The sequence below is a fragment of the Legionella sp. PATHC035 genome (assembly GCF_026191115.1).
Lineage (GTDB): Bacteria > Pseudomonadota > Gammaproteobacteria > Legionellales > Legionellaceae > Legionella.
Window position 1 is genome coordinate 595493 of record NZ_JAPHOT010000001.1, and the last position, 20109, is coordinate 615601.

Sequence of the window (20109 nt, forward strand, 5' to 3'; positions counted from 1 at the left end):
AAGTTTAAGCAGCTTTTTCTAAGAAGTTGGAACTCACCGTATCTATCCAACAAAATAATTTCGTTGGACTCTTGCGCTGAATAACCATTGGTTTGAATAAAGCAAGAATCTGCTCTTCATCCTGCTCACTGATATTGCCAAAAAATATCTTTCCATTCACTGTCGCTTTAACAAATTGATTAATTTCTTTCTGCGTTTTCAGAACCAGATTACTACTAGAAAGGACGAAAAACATAATACAAACACCTGGCTTATAAGATGCCGCATTATCTTCTTTTTAATACAATCAGACAATTTTTATTGCTATTATTTGCTAAAAATGAAACTATAAAAAATACCATCAGCCCATTATTTACAGGTTAGGTGGCTGAACCTCGACAGTTTGATTGTTTCTTAATGCTTAAAGAATCAATGAATTATATTCAGAAGAATCCACAATTGATCATTGTGTCATAATACGAGGCATATACTATGGACAGTAAAATCGAAAAACAACCATTCACGCTCACGATGCTAGGGACGCTCACTGACTTCACTCCTGAATTAAAACAAATCCCCAAACCTGCTCCATATACTAAGGGTGCAAAAGTAAAAGATTATCCTAAGGGAGAAACATTAAGCCTAATCTCTTCTTTGATTAAAACCAGCGCCCCTACTAAAACGACAAAAGTAGACTTAAAAAATCCTTACCCTTTTCAGGCTGATGAAATTACCGTAATCAATGGACCTAAAACGGATGGTTCTAATGTAGGAGAAAAAATTGGCCTTGGTCTGGCGGCAATATTAAAAGCAATAGCCCGCGGGCAAACACAAATCAATATCATTGCTCACAGTAGAGGTGCTGTTGAATCGATTTTAATCGCCCATGAATTAGAAGCTATCCAATCGATTATTGCCACATGCAGTACTTTTGAAGAGGTATTGAAGTATTTAACTGAACAACAAATCAAAAGACAAAAAGGTACGCCGACAAATAATACACCAGATATTATCGAACCGCTAAAATCCCAAATTAATCTGATCCCCAAAGAAGAGAAAGAGCAATGGTTCAATCAGCTTAAAACCTATCTGTCTCATGCATCAATAAATTTCTTTGGTATCGACCCTGTCCCTGGAGATTGTTTTCCAATTACCTGGTATGACGAACGATTTTTTATATTACCCCAAATTATAAAAAATGCTGAATTAATTTTTTATGCCAACGAACGCTCGGATTGGGGCTTTACCCCAATTTGTCCCGAAGTAGTTTCTAAAGAAACACAAAACTATGTTCGTTATTCCATGCCCGGCCATCACGGAACAGGCTCCACCGGAAATAATGGTTCCCAGCAAGGGATTATCGTCTGCCCTAATGGATATAAAACCACTCATGTCCAAAAATTACTAATATATAAAATAATTCATTTTTTAAGCGAGCATCATGTCGAATTTAACGATGGCACCCAAATTTTTCGTCAGTATTCCGCTTTAGGTCGAAAATATTTGGGAGACGATACCGAAACCAAATCAATTTCTGTTGCTTCACTCGATTTTTCTACTATTTTGCGATCACTTTATGCCATGATTGCCAAAAATCAAATTGGTTATGATGCATATAACTCAACCAATTACTCCTATATGGGCCTTACAAAGCAACGCAAAATTTTGCATAAAGGACATATCTACGGCCTCTTCAATGATGTTTTTACGACTTACTCTGGCTATGTCAATGAAGAACATGCCTTATTAATGCAAGCTCACTTTTTTCAAATTTTTGGACTGGGTACCCAAAGAAAAAATCTTGCGGATATGATTAACACTGCAAGCTTGGTTTTAGAAGAAAACATTAATAAAATTGCCAATAAAGAATCTTCCATTTTGGATTCAGAAGTAAATCGCAAGAATGTATTAGAAACATTTGGCATAGTGATTCGCCAGGTTAGCCAACAATATTTAACGGATGATTGGTCACCTATTGAAAAAGAAAAGGAAAAAGAAGCCCTTTATCAAGCAATTATTGATATCTTAACTAAATTTAAAGAACTTGCTACATCAGATAATGTAACGATTCGTCAGTATGTTGCAGAACTTCTACTGTTAAGTTTCACGAGCATAAACCATACTTTAGTGGTTCGCGCCCAGGGCATTAAAAAAGATTTTAAATACCTGCAAGAGTCGCTAGATAACCGCTTAGCACAGTTTTTTAGCGAATTATTAATGCAATTAAATCAGCTTGAAAATAGCCCGTCAGTTATGCTGGATGAAATTATAAATTCCGAAGAATATAAAAAATTACCTAATTACCCATCAACAATCAAAATAACTCATATTCATAAAAAATTGGCAGGAAAAGGCCTGGAAAAATACAGCGTTGAGCAACTGAGTAAAAGCTATGAAGAACAGTTTGCTAATACTATTGAAGATTTTGCAAAGCTTTATCAACAAATTCGAATCTTTATCTATGACTTAGCTGCTTTACGTAGCATAGTTCCTAATGAAAAAATTGAAGTCGATGAATTGCACTTGCTGAAACAAGCGAATGGATTAATCGCAACAGCGGCTGAACGATTTTATAAAGAGAGAACCAATGCACTTCCTTCCATTGCCGATACAGAATTCATGAAATTAGCAGAAAAACACGCGATTGAACATTTTGGTGTCGAGGATCGTCTCAAAGAAAAAAATAAAGAACCAGAAAAAACAACTACAGAGACCGGCGGTGGTTGGTTTTCTTTCTTCTGGAGACCAGTATCAAAACCGATACAGGGCACTCAAGTGAATTCTGCGACGAGCGGGGACATTACCCCCAAAGAGGAAATTACAACGACGCCTAAATAAGTGGTTAATGGGTCTAGCTGGGTATTTTATTCTCATACAGACCTAGCAACTGTCTTGAGCTGTGAACTCAAGACAGTTTGTTATTTGCTTATAGCTTAGGAAAAAATGCAGCTGCAATTCAACCGGTGAGACCGGAACTCGCTTCAAAATATTTTTCGGGAATTGGAGCGAGACGATCCGTGGTGGAACGCGCAGCTTGATTGTAAAAACCATGGTGATTGCATCCTGGATTAGAAGCGGCGGAAGCCACAGTTGCAGCAGGCGCAGCAATAGTATGATCTACAGCCTCCTTCTCAATCTGCTCTTCCACCTGTGCAGCACCAACAGGGTCGACAGATTGATTTTGCTGATTATCTAAATTTGCACCAGGAGCCCTGTTGTGTGCCTTATTAGATAACCAACTATCAATATCGAAAGAAAAAACACGAGTTTTCATTTCTAAATAAACCTATTAAAAAATTTATTGTTGCGGTTAATCCGCGGATTAACCCACTTAAACTGAAGGCTAGAAATAAGCGTGATAGGTTGAAACTAAGCAATGGAAGAACCTAAGGGCTTTGACAGGCAATGATGCGCCACATTTTTAGGCTGATATCGCTTAATTGCACTCAAATACAACCCATCAGGCAATATTTTTACCTGTTTATTGATTCGAGATTAATTAAACTTACCAGTCCTCCACTCGCCCTTGATGTAATGGTTTTTGGGCTGAGTAATTACGAATTGCGGAAAATTTTAACAGATTTTTTTTTAGAAAACATCAAAAATGTTATTTTTTATATTGGACGTATTCCGTCAGAAAATAAAAATAGACCTCATGAGTTTTTCGAGCGACTAATCAGTACTCTTTTATCCATTACCACCCGCCATAATGGGGGGAACAGAGCCAAAATTAACATTCCCAAATAGCCAGAAGGAAGTTGTGGGCTTGAGTCAATATGTCTTAATAATTGATAAGGGCGTGCCCCATGAACATGATGATCAGAATGTCTTTGCAAATGGAAAAGGAGCATATTACTCAGCCAATGACTCGCATTCCATGAATGCTGTGCGGAAACTTTCTCATAGGAACCATTAGCGAGTTTCTTGCGCTCTAAACCATAATGTTCAATGTAGTTAATGATTTCCAACAATAAAATGGCAGTCAACGACTGCAGGATAAAGAATAAAAGAGCCCCCCACCCACCATAATAAAGAAGAGCTATTGCTACAAACAAAGGAATACCAATAATCCAGTAAAATTGATTGTTCCAATGATACCATGAATATCCGAGACGATTTAAACGCTTGCCTTCTATGTTGAGCGCTGAACGAAAAGAACCAATAATTGTTCTTGGTAAAAAGTGATACAAACTCTCCCCTAGCCGAGCTGTTGCAGGATCTCTAGGCGTAGCCACATGAACATGATGTCCACGGACATGCTCTATAAAAAAATGACCGTAACATACACTGACCAATAAAATTTTACTTAGGAGTTGATCAATCGTGGAGTTTTTATGCATGAGCTCATGGGCAAGAGTAATTCCGATGCCACCAGTCAAAAGCCCAATCGACAAACTGAATCCAATAAATTCGGTGACCGTTAACGGATAATGTACGACCAAATAAATCGCCAAAATCAGAAAACTATATTGCACCGGTACATATATCCAGGTAATGAGTTTGAAATATCGATCCCTGAGTAACCTCTGCTCTTGAGTACTGTCTGGATTACTTGAATCAACGAACCAAACATCCATCAAAGGAATCAAGGTGAATAATACAAAAAATGGAAGAAAACTATAAAAATCACCAAAATAAAAACCAATAAAAGGCAATATCACCAACAAATAGGCTAACATAAAACACAGCTTTTTACTCAGTTTCATTTTGAATACCTTTCCAACCCTCATCTATAAATATAGCTGAATCCTAAGCAAGATGCAGTAGCTCTGTTGAGCTCTTTTAGCATGATGAACAATTGATGACACACCCATTTTCGGACAAATAAAATCCATTTTGATTAATATTAAGTTAATCTTTTTTTGCTATCATTGTGATAACGATCTTTTTTCGTGTGCAATTAAAATGAGTCATGATCCTAATCCCGAATTAATGAAAGTCCTTTACTTTATGTATACCCACGCTGATTTTTTTGCGGCACCTTTTTTAGGTAATAATTTTTCCCAATGGGCCAGGACACAAATTGGTATGAAAAAATTTTCAGCTCAATTACATCAAGCATTAGAAACCAGCAAACCTGTCGCGTTGGGGGATATTGATTTGATTAAAGAATACAGAATCGCCATAGTTGGAGCACCTGTGCGAAGAACAGGTGATTTTAGCATGAAAAATTGCCTGCTCGCTGGGAACCTTGCTCCATTATTTAAAGTTCTAAAATCCAACCCTAATTTGGTTCAAGCGATAAAAAGTCATATGGATAGCGAGTTTTTTGATAACTGGTATAGCATGCAATTTCCAGCGATACAGGCAAAAAGAGCACATCTTTTAAACCAATTAGAAAAGTTCACTCAACCACTCGATCATGACTTTGAAATGTATCAAGCAGAAAAACTCAGGGCCATAAACTCTATCGATTTACCCACTGGAGTTTTTCTTCATCGTCATTGTGGCGGCCATTCTGCAAGCTATTATGAAGACGGCCATAAAAAACCCGCAAAAATAACCATAGAAAATCGTGGCAATAAAGATATATCTGAGTTGCAATTACTGGTTGATAAATTCAATTGTGCACAGGATGCTCGAGACGCTTTAAACGATCCAACCGTAAACGTATTTACCAGACTTAATCGGTTTACCGAATTAATTGAAAATAGAGCGTTTATTGAAAAATTTACTGCCGATAATGATCAGAAAGCGATCAGAATATTAAAAACTGTAGGCTATGCTCTCACAACATTAGTGTTTGGATTAGGAATTTATCTCTCCTATAAAAATAAAAAAACCTGGAAATTTTGGAAATCAGAAGAACAAGAGTTATTGGATTCCACAAAAGAACATGTTGACAACTCCGTCTACCCAACACCAAAAGCGTCCACCTAACTTCATCTAAAAATCATTTTAATAAAACCAGCTTATTTGTTTTAATCAGCAGCAGGATGGGTGACTACTCCAGTTAAAAAATTTTAAGGAAATATTGCCTTTCAATCATTTGGGAACATTCTATAACTATGCCTATTCTAACTTCATCTAATACGGCACACGAAACCCAAAGATAATCTTTGAGTCATATTCACTGAGAATAAAGTTTTTCTCCAACATGATTTGGAACAATGATTTTGGAACTTCGGTTAATTTCTTTGGCCAGCTAAAAAGCATAATTGTTAAAATATTGCGATGCTCTCCTTTTATAAAGTCAAAGGAGTTTTCCTTGTTAGGTAGGATGTGATAATTCTTATTGTAAATGGCTTTTAAATGAGATTTGATTTTATTAATTGTTTTTAAATCGTTACTCTTGATAAGCATAAGACAAATCCCTACCTCGACAATCACATCGTATTCTGTGCGCGATATAATTTCATCGATATGGGTTTTAAAATATTGAGTTATCCAATTAAATCGATTTGGATCCAGTTGTTTCTGATAGTAACGGCTTTCACTTAAAATAAAATGAGTCATCCCATAAATTTTTGCGGAATAATCCAAATCAGTGAGTTGGGCATCCTGACTATCAGGAAATATGTTCTTAAATTTTTGAGTATACGGTTTTCTTAAATCAATAATTCCCAAATCGTACAAATAATAAACATAATTTATAAGCTGCGCCCCATATATTTTTATGTTTTCGTCATCAAGAATATATTTTTCAAAATCACTACTTTTGGTTTTTAAAAAATTAATAATTTTGCGCGTGTCAGGAAATAATGGGGTTTCCTCCATATGATAAAAATATATTTTATTGGTTAAAATGAGTAAACTGAGGTAGTAAGCAATTCTAGGGTACTTCAAACTTTCTTTGATTCTTTTTTTAGTTTTTTCAGTATCTCCATCAGTAATTGATAATAAACGTTTGTTTTCAATCTCAATCACTACGTCATTTTGTAAATTTTTATAAAGATATCTATATCTACCCCCAAGCAAATACAGATAGTTAATAATAGGATTTATGTATTCTTCATTGCCAGTTAAAGTATACATTCTCATCGCAAAATGCTCTTGATGAGTCACGGGTAAAGTATAAAATTTAGACTGATATTCTTTTAAAATCTGCTCGCCAATATTGGCATGACCTATGGAATTGAATAAGAATAAAATTACAATTAAATAACGCACTTCGTTCTAAATATATGTTCGGTAAAATGAAGGGATGGCATTTTAGCAATGAAATGCCTCTTTTTCAAACAGCAATACTGGAAAATGAATAAAATAATTACTTAATGTATAATTTGTATCTTTTATACTTTGGAACCCCTATGGCTTATTCAAAACGCTTTTTTATCGATCCATCCAATAAAAAAATGACACTCATTCATGAATCATTATGTAACGAGTTTGAAAAGGATATCGCTCATATTGAATCCTCTTATGATGAACTACTCAATAACACGACTGATATTGAGCTATCAAAAAAAATGAATGAAATTAAAATTAAAATCAATCACATTCTTACTAAATTTACTTTTTTATTCTTTAAAAATCAGGGTGATTTATTTAAGGCGATAAGTCAGTTAAAAATGGATATCTTGCAATTGAAAACCCAATTTATGATGCAATATCTTTTAATCAATTGTGATCACTTTAGCATTGATGATTTTGTTCTTGTAACTGGCGGCTTACATAATTGTTTGGAAGAGTTCGGTGATAAGTTACTCCAAAATATGGATGGTGTTGATGCCGCATCAAGACAAAAATATTTTGATGAGGAGTATTCTCTATTGCAAGAAAGATATGAAGTACTTCTCGATATCTTTTCTATCGGCGACAGTCGGAGTTATGAAAATACTTCGACTTCAGAATGCTCTGCTGATGAAGAATATTCTGATGATTCTTCGAGACCATTAACTTTTTGACCAAAACTTTATGCACTCAACACGTGGTCCAGAGAATAGCTAACACTTCCAAATGTTGGACTTTATCCTCTTTAGGGTATAGAGTTACGCCTATACCCTAAAGAGGATAAAATTGCATTTATCCCTATTAGGGTATACAATTAATTATATCCCTTATAAGGTATCAAACTGGAGCATTCATGCTGATCCACTCACCACAGGAATTGGCACTGTTGATAAAAAATCAACGAAAAAAGCTAAAGCTAAGCCAAGCTGAAGTTGCTGATTTAGTGGGCTTAAAGCAAAAAACCATTTCTGCCATTGAAAATAATCCCGAAAATATGAGATTAAGTACTTTATTTCGAATATTATCTGCTCTTAGTCTAGATTTCAAAGCATCAACAAAAGGCGAACAAACAACAACCAATCCATGGAATGATGAATGGTAAAAAAGAATCAAACTCTTTATGTCTTGATGAATGGCATTTTAGTGGGGATGCTTGAGAAAACACCTCAGGGAGGATTGAGATTTACATACCACCACGATTGGTTAAATCAAGCAGGAGCTCGGCCTATTTCGCTCTCTTTACCGCTTATTAATCCCACTTATTCTGGCGATGTAGTATATAATTTTTTTGATAACTTACTTCCAGATAATCAGCAGATTCGCGCGCGCATTCAAGCACGCTTTCAAATTGCAACCAGCCAGCCCTTTGATCTGCTCGCGGGTATTGGTAGAGATTGCGTAGGAGCCATTCAGCTGGTAACTGCTCCATTAGATGAGTTTGAGAAAAAAATTAAATTTAAACCTGTAAGTGAGCAAAAAATTGCCTCAATTTTACGAAATTATCGAATAAACCCCTTAGGCATGAGCCAAGAGGACGAAGACTTCCGAATTTCTATTGCAGGAGCGCAAGAAAAAACAGCTTTTTTATATCATGAAAACCAATGGTGTGAACCACTTCAAGAAACGCCAACCACCCATATCTTTAAATTACCCATTGGTGTTATTGCACACCAGCAAATGGATTTAAGCGACAGTTGCGAAAACGAGTGGCTATGTTCCCTTCTTGCGAAAAGCTATGGACTGCCAGTAGCCGATTGCAACATTCTTCATTTTGAAGACGTAAAGGTTTTATCTGTAAAACGATTTGATCGCAGAATGTCTGGCGATAAAAGCTGGATTATGAGATTGCCTCAAGAGGATATGTGCCAGGCACTGGGGGTTTCGTACAACATTAAATATCAATCGGATGGAGGCCCAGGCATAAAAGAAATTATGAACTTATTACTTGGGTCGGCCAACTCAATAGCCGATCGGGATATGTTCTATCAAGCCCAGGTTTTTTTCTGGTTACTTGCCGCAATTGATGGACATGCAAAAAATTTCAGCCTTTTTATTGAAGCTGAAGGAAAATACAGGCTCTCACCATTATATGACATTATCTCCGCATATCCCTTGATTAAGAAGAATCAACTGCAATCCCAGAAAATTAAAATGGCTATGGCTTTAAAAGGAAAAAACAATCATTACCATTGGCATACCTTGCAACGTCGACATTTTTTAGACACGTCAAAAGACGCCAATTACTCTTCGGACCGCGCTGAAATGATTCTCAATGACATGTTGGAAAAAACAGATTCAGTGATACAAGAAGTCTCAAAAAAATTACCAGCTGAATTTCCAAATCATATTTCTGAGCCTATATTTGAGGGTTTGCATAAAGCAAAGCAAAAATTAGAACAATGAGCTGAATGCAGGTTGGCCCTCGGCCAACAAAAGTTCCATAATGTATTTGCAAAACGAATGTCAGGCCAAGGCCTAACCTGCATCAAAATTAATGGTTTTAAATTTGAAAATATTCCATCATATCACCAAATAATCTTCATAATAAAGAATAAATTATAAAAAAATTAGACTTTTTTGAAATTTGTCTACTATAGTTATTTTTAAATAACAATAATAACTTAGGGGATATCATGTTACTTCGATGGACCGGTGTAACGCTTTTGTTTTGCATACTCAATTCTCCATGTTTTGCGGAAGAAAAAGAAATTGCAATTACAATTGATGATTTACCCTTTGTTGGATCAGGCACAAGCACACCAGCAAGTCTGAAAAGAACCCAAAGTCGATTTATGGCAATCGTCAAAGCACTTGTTGATAATCAAGTTCCAGCCACAGGTTTTGCAATTGGCGGAGCAGTAGCCAAAAATGAATGGGATTTGCTGGAAACATTTCGCAATCAAGGATTTGCTTTAGGAAATCACACTTATACTCATAAAAGCTTAAATAGTATGAGTGCTGATAAATACATAGCCGATATTGATCGTGCTGATACCGTCCTAGCACCTGTACTCACAGAACCTAAATATTTTCGTTATCCTTATTTGGCTGAGGGTACTGGTCAAAAAAAACAAAAAGTGAACGACTATTTGGTCGCACATCAATATACGATTGCTCCAGTAACGATAGACAGCAAAGACTATGAGTTTAATGCACGCTTTTACAGAATACCTTATAGAAAAAGAGCCGAAAATCTTCCAGCCTTCAAAAAACGTTATTTGGCATACATCTGGCAACAAACTTTAAGAGCAGAGAAAAATGCTAAAGGAAAAAATGTCAAACAAATTTTATTAATCCATGCCAATCTTCTCAACAGCTTATGTTTAGAAGACATCATTGCACTGTATAAAAAGCATGGATACAAATTCATTAGTTTAGCTGATGCCTTAAAGGACAATACCGCTCAATCATTGAATAACAATAAAGAAGCATTAAATAGCGTGATTCCACCATTTAAGGAAGCAGAGAAAAAGACTGCTGGTCATCAAAGCTAGCATTCCCTTCATCCGCCCTACCCGCTTCATCCTATGCATAGCGCGGGCTCTCCCGGCTATAGCACCGCGTTAAGACAAGAAAATCACTCGCTAGGGCTCGGGATGACGGAGAAGGAGGAAATCCCCTCTCCCGTCCACGGGAGAGGCGTGAGGGCAAAATTACCCAGAAATTAATTTATTCTTCTCTAATCGAGATACTGCATTTTTAGGTAAAAGAATCCAATAATGACCGTGATTCTTCATATGGCCAGCAATCAGCGTCGCTTTTTCACCGCCGCCCCAAAAAACATCCCCACGGACTTTGCCACGTATCGCTCCGCCCGTATCTTGAGCAATCATCAGGCGTTGCAATGGTTTATTTTCATCTGGATTGGTGCTGTCAGGACGGGTAGTCGTCAACCAAAGAGGTGCACCCATGGGTATCCATTGCTTATCAATAGCAAGAGAATAACCAGGAGTTAAAGCCACACCTTGTGAGCCTAGAGCGACCCCCTCAGTCATTTTACGGAAGAAAACAAACGATTTATTTTTATTAATCACTTTATCCATCTGTTTGGGATGCGCTTCCAAATAACGTTTTATTGCTTGCATGGATGCATTGTCTTTAGTCATCACTCCTTTTTTGATCAAAACTCCAGCAATTGCAGTGTAAGGAGCTCCATTCTGTGCGTCATAACCCACATAAAGTTTCTGACCATCATCAAGCTCAATGACTCCCGAACCTTGAATTTCCAAAAACAAACGATCGATGGGGCTATTAATCCATACTAAAACACGTGCTTTGCCTTTCAGTGCCCCACGATTAATTTGTGCACGAGTATAATAAGGAACCAGTTTTTTACCTTCTAAACGACCTACAATACTGCGATTTTTTAAGTCGTTAAAGAAAAGTCCTAAATCAGAGGTCACCAAATCATCTGGGGTTTCATAAAGAGGAACGTGAAATTTTTTAGATTTAGTATAACTACCTTTAATTGCCGGCACATAATAACCGGTAAATAAACCAGGTTTTTCGCCCGTATCGGTAAACTCCACTGGAGTAAACCACGTTTCAAAAAACTGCCTCACTTCTTTTTCAGCAGTAGGAGAAATTTTTAAAGCAGCGTTACAAGCTGGCTGCCAATCCTTTACCTGCAAGTTAATATGATCCGTTCCCACAATCTGCTCTGGATTTTGCTTAATAAAAGCACGGCATGAAGTCTGAAAGGTCTGTAACGATTTTTTTAAATCTGCAGATTTCCAACCGGGTAATCGATCAAAATCAGCCTGTCGAAACAGAGTGAACGGTTTTTTCATCGGCCAAAACCACCACGCTGAAAAACTCAAGGCAATTAAGGCGAAACAAGTTGTAATAGAGAGAATTTTCGTTTTCATAGGCGGACAATTTTTACACGTTATGGAATATTTTGCAACGATTAATAACAGGATTTATACATCTGGCTCTTATAAAGAACACTTGGTTAGTAAAAAATTTTTTTTATAACTGAATGATTCTAATCAATTTTCCTGAAACCCACAAACAAAAAAATGAATGAATTCCCAACTTAAAAAATATTAGGATCGGGCACCATGAGACTACAGTCTCCAATTGTCGCGGGTATTAAGCGAGATATCCGATTCCTAACACGGTGCCTCAACCTGGGTTCTCGATGTTGTAGCACCCTCTCAGCTCAGAGGATGACTTAAGTTCCTAATGAATTCTTAAAACCAATTGGTTTAACGCATTGATATAAGCTAAAAATCCCCTTAAATCACTATCTGAAACTATGGAAAATGTCTTTTTCTTATCAATTTCAGAGAGTAAGTCGTTCAACTGGGCACTTAATTTCAATCCAGATACACTATCATGCTGGGTAAAAGCACTCCATACCTCCTTTTCATAAAACACTAAGTCGCATCCTAATAATTGCGCTGCTTCCTCAACTTTTTCCCGATTAACCGCCCCTAAAATATGACTCATCGTTGCCTGTATCATGACCAAAGAATCAAAACGCTTCTTCAACTCCACCAACATATTTTGCTTTTTTGCGCTTAAGGGCTCATCAGCAAGTGATTCAATCAATCCTCGGGAGGTCCAAAACAAATTGGCTAAATCATGCAGTTTTTTTTGATTCCCTGGCGCTAAGAGTATTTGCTTTAAATTTTGCCCCATATAGAGGTACAGTTTGTTAAGATAACGATTCAACATAGTCCATACGTCAGAACGCCATATAAGATTCGCCACAATAAAACTGGCTACAATTCCAATGACAATCCCGCCCAAACGTTGCAATGGAGGTCCTAAATAAACAGGAGGCCCTCCTTCTTGAGCAAGAGAAATGATTAAAGCGATATTTGCCTGTAACCCAATATAAGAATATTTAGGCAACTTGAACATAAAATAAGAAAAGCCCCAAACTGAAAGAAAAAATATTATAATAAAATCATAAAGATTCATCTTGATGAGCAATAAGGAGAATAAAGCAATACCCCCACCCAAAATACAGCCGAGTAAACGATGAATACTGACATTTTTCATTTCAAAAAGATTTTTACGAATCGAAATCACCAGACTGCTGATAATTCCATTTAAACCACCAGGCCAATTAGTTACCATCCAAAAACCCAAAGCAAGAATAACTGAAAATCCAGCCTTAATGCTGCGCTTAATGACATCCCTATCCGTACGGATTCGCTCTTGGGTTTTTAAGACTTGAAATTTTGCAGTCATGCCTAAAGGAAGGTGGCATAATAAGGAGTGCATCAAAAGAAGACTTTGGTTTACCTGATGCAGGAAATGGATAAACGCATAGATAAAATTACTCCTAAAAGCAGGCTCGTGTGCTTCCACGTCAGTGTTGATTTTGGGATTCAAGTAAAAAAAAGTTCTCTCGTCAGTTTTTTGAATCTGTTTCACATGCCTTTCCAATGCCGCAATTGCCGCCTCTGTTTTTAACTCCAGAAGCATCTCTTGATTCGAAAAAGCCAGTTGCAACTGCGCCAGATCGGATTGAATTGCATTCAGAACAGGCTCTATCGATAAGGATTGCACAATGGTTAAATCACTATGTTGGGGAGAAATTAAAATCAAATACTGTAACTGTCGAGACAGATCATAAAAAATATCCAATAAGGCACGAACCTGGTCAGTTCTTGCTTTAGTAACCCCTAATTCGTGATTCATTGCGCCAATAAGCTCGACTGCTTTACGGAGTTTCTTTTTTATCTTTAAATTGTTTTGCGAAAACAAATCAAAATCCGGCTTACCCTCACGCAACATATTGAGTAATTGACCTATACCCGTCGAAAAATCGGTAAAAATATCATGAAGTTGTATGGTGATATTGTCTTTTAAATGATTTGGAAGAATAAAATAGGCACTGATTGCCGATACTAACACACCAATTCCAATCTCAACCGGCCTCCAAATCGCTACGAAAAAAGCGTTTTGTGGATTTACAGCGACTTGTGAAATAATAAGGAAAGCACAAAGTGCACCTAATAAATAAGCATAACCATTGATACTAAAACTGTAATAATAGCTACCAATACACACGATTGAAAAGCAGGAAAGAAAATAGAGTAAAAAACTGTTGGCAACGAGTCCTGCGACATAAAAGCCCAAAAACGCCCCGGCAATAGTGCCAATAATACGCAACATCGCCTTATCAATGATGTTACCGGTATACAAATTGGAAACCACAACAACGCTCATTCCCGACCAAAAAGGAGTTTCCAGATGAAATTTAAATGAAAGCAATACCGCAGCTAACGCAGCAAGTGCTGTTCTTATGGCAGCTCTGTTTTCAACCGTTTGAGGCCAGAAAAACACATATCACCTGTAGGTAATAGTGGTCGCATTGGCTCCAATGCGCATAGGGTAGTCATCGGTTAAATCATCCATATAAATTCGCACCGGAAAACGTTGTGCAATGCGAATCCAGTCTTCAGTTGCTTCTAAATAAACCAGGGTTGAAGGAGCAACATTGCCACCTTGTACCCGATTGATTCCCCAACCAATACTGTCTACATGCCCATGAAATACTTTTCCCGGATACATATCAATCATAATTTTTGCCTTGTCGCCAGGTTGTATCAAGCGAATTGCTGTCTCCCTGTAGCGGGTAACTACCCACCATTGTTTGGTTTCTATAAAAGCAAATAATCCCTCGCCAACCTTGATGTATTGACCTGTACGCAGATTAAAATTAGTAATGTACCCATCATCCGGTGCTGTAAGGGTAGTATGATTCAGAAGATAATTTGCCTGATCCAATTCTGCCTGTGCTGCTAAAATTTCATTATCATCTAAATTAGTTTGGGCAATTCTAAGTTGCTCTTCTGCTTCCTTAATTGCGGCGGCTTGTTCTTTCATTTTATCGGCTAAATTAATTAAAGTGATCTTGGCCATATCTCCTTTCGATTGCAATTTTGAATAGCGTTCGTAGTGATCCTGACTTAAATTCAACTGAATTTGAGTTGCTTTTAATCGTTGTTCTGCCTTAATCACATTCGCTTTTTCATTTTCATAATTCAATTTGGCAATGTTTAACTTAGCCTTAGCTTGTTGTACGGCATAAGTATAGGGAAGAGGATCAATTTCAATAAGCTTGTCACCCTTTTTCACTTTTTGGTTCTCTTGAACGTAAATATGGGTAACTGGTCCAGAAACTAAGGAGGCCATATTGATTATATTTGCGGAAACATAAGCATCATTCGAACGTGTGTCATAATAAGCAAAATAACGATAAGCAACATATCCCGCGAACAACAGCGCAAGAACAGCAATTTGCGGCCAATACTTCAATTCAATAATCTTTTGTAAACGCACCTAAAAACCTCTCCATTAATCCTAACCACTACAATACAACCAGGTTTTAGATAGCTCAAGAAAATATTAATTACACCGTCATCCAAACCTAGCGAGGGATAACGGGACTTACACCCAGAATACTTTGTGTATTTTATGAAGCAGGTACATATCGCCAACTGCTCACCCCGAGGGAAATTGAATGCTCCTTGGTCAGACAAGGTATGATTCTTCCCCTATGGATAAATCGTATTTGCAGAAATGAGCCAGGAGTTCCATTTTCAACAGGTGCGATAGTGATTCGTTGGTGATGGGTCGCAGTATTACGTCCTCGATAATACGCTCTTAAACAAGGAAACTCACCTAAGTCCTCAATATAATATTTGTACTGCATCTTACCACTGTTCAAAGAGCACCCTTTGTGATGAAAAAGACGATGCGTCACCTGATTTGCAGAATCTGTGTGCATCACACAATCCTGAGGCAACTCACTATATTGACGAAGTAATTGCAACGCCACATCCTCTAATTGATAAAAATTCTGATGCACTACTTCTTGTTTATTTATTGCCTTGTAATACATTAGGGTATGCTGCATTGAAGTCAATATGAGTAAGCCAATCACCCCCATAATAAGCATGGTTACTAATAAAATAAATCCCTTATCTTGATTCATGAACCCCGTACCACCACTCTGAGCTCCTGTGTTTTGTTTTCATCCAATCCCATGATTAGTTCAAGAAACTGTTTTTCTTTGATACGCCGAATTTGGGGATGCAGAAAATGTATTAGAGGGGTTACTTCCTCGGTCTGAACCAATTGATAATACAGAGCATCCGTCCCCTTTGCATTTTTCTTAATGAACCATTTCTCCTCAAGAAACTCACCGATATATGTCGAACCCGTGTAGGAAAAAAGTAAAGGTTTGTTCAAAGTAATGAGTGAACTATCGGTCTGTTGCTTTATATCAACCAATTCTTGGACCTCAGCATGTTCACAATCTGCAATCAGTACCGGTCGTTTTTTATGAAAACTTACTGGATTCTGTACCAATATTCTTGTTGCACCTTGAATTTTGATTATTTTAGAAAAAAATTCATTCATACGATTGACTTGTATGAATTGAACGGGACGATTGCCTATGCGCAGTGCCTGAATCTTATTGGGGTGGGCTCTGCGATCAATAACGTGCAGGCGATCAATTCCCAAACAAGGAGTAAAACCTGCACGCCGGACACTATCACTCAGTAAATCACTCACCCATTGTAAATCAAAATGCGTAGTCAAAACCTTCTCAATTTCAATGTATTGGCGTTTGCTCCCTAAATACAGTTGGAATAACATAGAAACAATCAGGCTTGTCAGAAAAAGACTGATCAAAACCTCAGTTAAACTGATTCCCGCACATTTTTTCATTTTAGGTTACCTGTGGAACTGTGTTTGCGGGTTAGAACGCCTAATTGTTGAAACCAGTCAAGTTGAATCAGTACCTGTTCATCTTTATGCTGTATTTCCAAATGATAGGGTGTCGGAGTGGAGGGTAATTTTGCAACCTGGGCCAGCAGAGTTTCTTCGACTTGATCAAGAAACTGGGAGGCTTGCATTTGTAAGATCAGTTGGTTCAATACTTGTTTGCTCTGTCCTCGCTGCTGCAACAAAGTTAAAGCCAACGTGGTTACGACCAATAAAGAGACCAATACTTCAGTAAGGGAAAATCCCTTTTGCCAATTCATATTCCATTCCTGTGGTTGGTTTGCCGGTCTGAGGTTAGCGCCGTGAAAATAAAAATGCAAGAGCTACATTAACCTCAGAAAAAACATATTTGCACAAAGTGAATTGATTTCACCCTATTGGATTGTTATTTGGCTTTAATGAGCTTAAAATGGCGGCGGAATCGAGGAGCACCATTCCCAAACATTATGAATTTAGAGGATGAAAAACAATGTATGCTTATTTCGCTAAAGGCATGACCGTAGGTCATGTGTTGACCCGCCTGGTATTAAGAGAAATTACGAGTATTCCCGGCATCATTCTTGACCTTATCTTAGCCATTTTCTGGGTCCCTGATTATACCTCATACTGGAATGAAAATAGTGCATACATCGATTATGCTGACGGCACACGCCATCATGGAGTAATGCGTGGAGTATTTGGCTGGATTGGGGAAGCTTTAGGATTTGCAATTGGCGCCCCAATTGGTGCACTTATTGGTGCTGCTTTATTTTTTCCTGATTTATTATTTCGGGGACTTATTTTCCTGAACAAAAAGATATCCAACTCACTGGATTACTTCGCAGCTTTTATCGGCAAAACAACTTTTTTCGAATCACTTAATGTCTATGAAGTTCCCCAAAGTTATTTTCAAAAAGCCTGGAATTTAGGAACTGCTACTTTGGGGATAGCACTGACCGCCATCCCCTTTATCATTGCAAAAGCTCTTGAATTTTTCTTGCCTTTTTTATCCTTGTCCAGACCTATCGCCGTATTAGGCTGTGCATTGGGTGGTCTTTCTGGCTGGGCTCTTGGACTGACTCTCTCTCTGCCTACTTATTTTCTAAGCAAATGCATCGATTTACTCGAACTGGGTCGTACTGCGGTACTCAATGGTGTTGCACTCGTTTATGCGAAGTCAGGACAAGTTCCTGTTTCACTTGAAAATCCCGACCATGAGTGTTGTATCCCCCCTACTGCAGTACACTCAGATGAATTTTGCGATCAAGTGAAACATTACAGCCACACATCATGGACGCAGCTCCTTTTGGGCCCGTTAAAAGGAGAAGCTTCGTCAGAAAGCTCTAAAAACCAACTTCTTGATCCCATTACGCTCGAACCTTTAGGCGTTAATGGGACTCCTACCGTAATGGATCGCGATGGACATACTTTTAACGATGATAATAAATCTGGAACACAAGGCATTCGATTTTGGGTAGAACACCACCATTCATGCCCTGTTGATCGTAAACCTTTACAAGAAACCGATTTGGCTCGCAATTTCGCCTTCGATGAGTTACTTGCCCAAATGAAAACCTCTCATCAATAATCACAATACCGGGGCTTCTTTAATCCCCGGTAAAACGATTGAACCTTAAAGAACCCTAAAAAAATTTCTTTGTTTCAATGAGCTCGTGACAGAATGCTAAACCTTGGATAATATGAAAAAATTTATAATTAGGGAAAATTTATGGCAGTTAACTTTCAACAATTACCACATCTCGGCATACAATCTTTAATCCCATATAAAGCAGGTAAAGCAATAGAAGAATTAGCACGTGAAAAAGGGATTAGCGACAGTCACATTATTAAAATGGCCAGTAACGAAAATCCACTAGGTTGCAGTCCTTTAGCCCAAGCTGCATTACAAAAAATGTCAGCCCACCTCTTGGCAACTTACCCCTCACCAACGAATCATCCGTTAATGACCAAATTGGCGAATAAACTTAATATCAATACCAACCAGCTTTTTGTGAGTAATGGTTCGGATTACATATACACTCTTCTCCTCAACTGCTTTGTACTGCATCATGACAAACACATTCTCACCCATGAATATGCGTTTAGTACTTATGCAATTCAGGCACAAACATTGAACATTCCTGTTCACTCCATTGCGGTAAATACTGATTGGACGGTTAACATAGATAACTTGATCCAAGCATGCAATTCAAAAACAGGAATCATTTTTCTTGCAAATCCCAATAATCCTACCGGCATTTTAATCAATCCCAAAGAAGTAAAACGCTTGTTAGAAAATATTCCTGAAAGCACCCTCTTGGTGCTTGATGAAGCTTATTATGAATACGCTGCATCCCAATACAATTGCAACAGTATCGAATGGTTAGCCCAACACCCCAATCTGGTGATTACGAGAACCTTTTCAAAAATATACGGGTTAGCCGGTGTTCGTTTAGGTTATGCCATAGCCCATCCTTCAGTGATTGAGCTGATGCTTCGCATACAACTGCCATTTACAGTCAATCAGGTCGCATTGACCACTGCCCATGCAGCCCTGGATGATGAGCAGTTTCTCCAGTTCAGCTTACAAATCAATGAAGAAGGAATGCGGCAAATAAAACAGGGACTGAATGAATTGGATCTCAATTACCTACCCTCTGCATGCAATTTTTTGACCTTTGACTGTAAAGAAGACGGCATGTTGCTCTATAACTATCTATTGGATCGGGGTATTATATTGAGGCCTCTGCATCCCTATAAAATGAACAATTACCTGCGTGTAACTGTTGGAACTAAAGAGCAGAATAATCGATTTCTTGATGCGTTGAGTAATTACTACAAGTAAGGAAATAAAATGACCAGTGATTTAAGCAGCAAACATTGTGAATCATGTGAAGGCATTGGAGCTGCATTAAATGCAGAACAAATTAAAAATTTGATGCCACAATTGAATAAAAATTGGGAAGTGAGTGCGGATAATCGCATCATTAAACGTAGTTTATCTTTTAAAGATTTTTACGAAACAATGGCTTTTGTCAACGCGTTGGCCTGGATAGCGAATACTGAAAATCATCACCCTGATTTAGAAGTCGGTTATAATTATTGCCACGTTCGTTTTATGACCCATGCCCTCAACGGTCTGAGTCATAATGATTTCATTTGCGCCGCCAAAATGGATAGGCTTTTAGAGAATTAAAAGCCAGGGGTCTACTTACAATGTGC

19 protein-coding genes are annotated in these 20109 nt (G+C 37.7%); 9 read left to right on the forward strand and 10 right to left on the reverse strand.

Annotated elements, in window-relative coordinates; genetic code table 11:
* Positions 1 to 4 precede the first annotated feature (4 nt).
* Positions 5 to 235, reverse strand: coding sequence for a hypothetical protein (locus OQJ13_RS02660; RefSeq protein WP_265708999.1), 231 nt, complete (start codon positions 233 to 235; stop codon positions 5 to 7).
* Positions 236 to 471: 236 nt separating this feature from the next.
* Here OQJ13_RS02660 and OQJ13_RS02665 point away from each other — a divergent pair, with 236 nt between their 5' ends.
* Positions 472 to 2817, forward strand: coding sequence for a hypothetical protein (locus tag OQJ13_RS02665; RefSeq protein ID WP_265709001.1), 2346 nt, complete (start codon positions 472 to 474; stop codon positions 2815 to 2817).
* 118 nt (positions 2818 to 2935) lie between these two features.
* On the opposite strand, the gene OQJ13_RS02670 is transcribed toward OQJ13_RS02665, so the two are convergent.
* Positions 2936 to 3253 carry a hypothetical protein gene (locus OQJ13_RS02670; protein WP_265709003.1) on the reverse strand — a complete coding sequence of 106 codons (318 nt, stop codon included), beginning with the start codon at positions 3251 to 3253 and terminating at the stop codon, positions 2936 to 2938.
* A 379-nt stretch (positions 3254 to 3632) separates the two neighbouring features.
* Complete coding sequence (locus tag OQJ13_RS02675) at positions 3633 to 4685, reverse strand: alkane 1-monooxygenase (RefSeq protein ID WP_265709005.1); 1053 nt, start codon at positions 4683 to 4685, stop codon at positions 3633 to 3635.
* Between the two features lie 199 nt (positions 4686 to 4884).
* Between OQJ13_RS02675 and OQJ13_RS02680 the strand changes: the two genes are divergently transcribed.
* The gene (locus tag OQJ13_RS02680) at positions 4885 to 5859 is read left to right on the forward strand and encodes a hypothetical protein (protein WP_265709006.1); all 975 of its coding nucleotides are present in this window, start codon (positions 4885 to 4887) and stop codon (positions 5857 to 5859) included.
* Positions 5860 to 6006: 147 nt separating this feature from the next.
* Here OQJ13_RS02680 and OQJ13_RS02685 read toward each other — a convergent pair whose 3' ends face one another.
* Entirely contained in the window at positions 6007 to 7089 is a 1083-nt protein-coding gene (locus tag OQJ13_RS02685) for a DUF3541 domain-containing protein (protein ID WP_265709008.1), read from the reverse strand.
* Positions 7090 to 7229: 140 nt separating this feature from the next.
* On the opposite strand from OQJ13_RS02685, the gene OQJ13_RS02690 reads away from it, so the two are divergent.
* From OQJ13_RS02690 to OQJ13_RS02705, 4 genes are all read left to right on the forward strand, one after another.
* On the forward strand, positions 7230 to 7826 hold the full coding sequence (locus OQJ13_RS02690) for a hypothetical protein (RefSeq protein ID WP_265709009.1): 597 nt from the start codon (positions 7230 to 7232) through the stop codon (positions 7824 to 7826).
* Positions 7827 to 8005: 179 nt separating this feature from the next.
* Positions 8006 to 8254: a helix-turn-helix domain-containing protein gene (locus OQJ13_RS02695; protein ID WP_265709011.1), complete on the forward strand. Its 249-nt coding sequence runs from the start codon at positions 8006 to 8008 to the stop codon at positions 8252 to 8254.
* Complete coding sequence (locus tag OQJ13_RS02700) at positions 8248 to 9555, forward strand: type II toxin-antitoxin system HipA family toxin (RefSeq protein ID WP_265709012.1); 1308 nt, start codon at positions 8248 to 8250, stop codon at positions 9553 to 9555. Before OQJ13_RS02695 ends, OQJ13_RS02700 begins: the two co-directional genes overlap by 7 nt.
* Before the next feature lie 230 nt (positions 9556 to 9785).
* Entirely contained in the window at positions 9786 to 10646 is an 861-nt protein-coding gene (locus tag OQJ13_RS02705; protein WP_265709013.1) for a polysaccharide deacetylase family protein, read from the forward strand.
* A 159-nt stretch (positions 10647 to 10805) separates the two neighbouring features.
* Here the strand turns inward: OQJ13_RS02705 and OQJ13_RS02710 are convergent, their stop codons facing one another.
* From OQJ13_RS02710 to OQJ13_RS02735, 6 genes are all read right to left on the reverse strand, one after another.
* The gene (locus OQJ13_RS02710; RefSeq protein ID WP_265709015.1) at positions 10806 to 12020 is read right to left on the reverse strand and encodes a murein transglycosylase A; all 1215 of its coding nucleotides are present in this window, start codon (positions 12018 to 12020) and stop codon (positions 10806 to 10808) included.
* A 316-nt stretch (positions 12021 to 12336) separates the two neighbouring features.
* Positions 12337 to 14457: an FUSC family protein gene (locus OQJ13_RS02715; protein ID WP_265709018.1), complete on the reverse strand. Its 2121-nt coding sequence runs from the start codon at positions 14455 to 14457 to the stop codon at positions 12337 to 12339.
* 3 nt (positions 14458 to 14460) lie between these two features.
* Complete coding sequence (locus OQJ13_RS02720) at positions 14461 to 15456, reverse strand: HlyD family secretion protein (RefSeq protein ID WP_265709019.1); 996 nt, start codon at positions 15454 to 15456, stop codon at positions 14461 to 14463.
* A 133-nt stretch (positions 15457 to 15589) separates the two neighbouring features.
* Positions 15590 to 16111: a type II secretion system protein gene (locus tag OQJ13_RS02725; RefSeq protein ID WP_265709020.1), complete on the reverse strand. Its 522-nt coding sequence runs from the start codon at positions 16109 to 16111 to the stop codon at positions 15590 to 15592.
* The gene (locus OQJ13_RS02730) at positions 16108 to 16851 is read right to left on the reverse strand and encodes a PilW family protein (RefSeq protein ID WP_265709022.1); all 744 of its coding nucleotides are present in this window, start codon (positions 16849 to 16851) and stop codon (positions 16108 to 16110) included. The genes OQJ13_RS02725 and OQJ13_RS02730 overlap by 4 nt, the downstream gene beginning before the upstream one ends.
* Positions 16848 to 17168 carry a type IV pilus modification PilV family protein gene (locus tag OQJ13_RS02735; protein ID WP_265709024.1) on the reverse strand — a complete coding sequence of 107 codons (321 nt, stop codon included), beginning with the start codon at positions 17166 to 17168 and terminating at the stop codon, positions 16848 to 16850. The genes OQJ13_RS02730 and OQJ13_RS02735 overlap by 4 nt, the downstream gene beginning before the upstream one ends.
* A gap of 209 nt (positions 17169 to 17377) precedes the next feature.
* Here OQJ13_RS02735 and OQJ13_RS02740 point away from each other — a divergent pair, with 209 nt between their 5' ends.
* The 3 genes from OQJ13_RS02740 (at position 17378) to OQJ13_RS02750 (ending at position 20083) form a co-directional block, all read left to right on the forward strand.
* Positions 17378 to 18475, forward strand: coding sequence for a hypothetical protein (locus OQJ13_RS02740; RefSeq protein WP_265709025.1), 1098 nt, complete (start codon positions 17378 to 17380; stop codon positions 18473 to 18475).
* Between the two features lie 141 nt (positions 18476 to 18616).
* On the forward strand, positions 18617 to 19732 hold the full coding sequence (hisC, locus tag OQJ13_RS02745) for a histidinol-phosphate transaminase (protein WP_265709027.1): 1116 nt from the start codon (positions 18617 to 18619) through the stop codon (positions 19730 to 19732).
* A 9-nt stretch (positions 19733 to 19741) separates the two neighbouring features.
* Positions 19742 to 20083 (forward strand): 4a-hydroxytetrahydrobiopterin dehydratase, encoded by a 342-nt coding sequence (locus tag OQJ13_RS02750; protein WP_028380179.1) that lies wholly within the window; start codon positions 19742 to 19744, stop codon positions 20081 to 20083.
* Positions 20084 to 20109: the final 26 nt, after the last annotated feature.

Excerpts from the sequence above, each read along its gene's own strand:
- OQJ13_RS02660 (WP_265708999.1), bottom strand. The coding sequence starts at position 235 with ATGTTTTTCGTCCTTTCTAGTAGTAATCTGGTTCTGAAAACGCAGAAA.
- OQJ13_RS02665 (WP_265709001.1), top strand. The coding sequence starts at position 472 with ATGGACAGTAAAATCGAAAAACAACCATTCACGCTCACGATGCTAGGG.
- OQJ13_RS02670 (WP_265709003.1), bottom strand. The coding sequence starts at position 3,253 with ATGAAAACTCGTGTTTTTTCTTTCGATATTGATAGTTGGTTATCTAAT.
- OQJ13_RS02675 (WP_265709005.1), bottom strand. The coding sequence starts at position 4,685 with ATGAAACTGAGTAAAAAGCTGTGTTTTATGTTAGCCTATTTGTTGGTG.
- OQJ13_RS02680 (WP_265709006.1), top strand. The coding sequence starts at position 4,885 with ATGAGTCATGATCCTAATCCCGAATTAATGAAAGTCCTTTACTTTATG.
- OQJ13_RS02690 (WP_265709009.1), top strand. The coding sequence starts at position 7,230 with ATGGCTTATTCAAAACGCTTTTTTATCGATCCATCCAATAAAAAAATG.
- OQJ13_RS02695 (WP_265709011.1), top strand. The coding sequence starts at position 8,006 with ATGCTGATCCACTCACCACAGGAATTGGCACTGTTGATAAAAAATCAA.
- OQJ13_RS02700 (WP_265709012.1), top strand. The coding sequence starts at position 8,248 with ATGGTAAAAAAGAATCAAACTCTTTATGTCTTGATGAATGGCATTTTA.
- OQJ13_RS02705 (WP_265709013.1), top strand. The coding sequence starts at position 9,786 with ATGTTACTTCGATGGACCGGTGTAACGCTTTTGTTTTGCATACTCAAT.
- OQJ13_RS02710 (WP_265709015.1), bottom strand. The coding sequence starts at position 12,020 with ATGAAAACGAAAATTCTCTCTATTACAACTTGTTTCGCCTTAATTGCC.
- OQJ13_RS02725 (WP_265709020.1), bottom strand. The coding sequence starts at position 16,111 with ATGAATCAAGATAAGGGATTTATTTTATTAGTAACCATGCTTATTATG.
- OQJ13_RS02730 (WP_265709022.1), bottom strand. The coding sequence starts at position 16,851 with ATGAAAAAATGTGCGGGAATCAGTTTAACTGAGGTTTTGATCAGTCTT.
- OQJ13_RS02735 (WP_265709024.1), bottom strand. The coding sequence starts at position 17,168 with ATGAATTGGCAAAAGGGATTTTCCCTTACTGAAGTATTGGTCTCTTTA.
- OQJ13_RS02740 (WP_265709025.1), top strand. The coding sequence starts at position 17,378 with ATGTATGCTTATTTCGCTAAAGGCATGACCGTAGGTCATGTGTTGACC.
- hisC (WP_265709027.1), top strand. The coding sequence starts at position 18,617 with ATGGCAGTTAACTTTCAACAATTACCACATCTCGGCATACAATCTTTA.
- OQJ13_RS02750 (WP_028380179.1), top strand. The coding sequence starts at position 19,742 with ATGACCAGTGATTTAAGCAGCAAACATTGTGAATCATGTGAAGGCATT.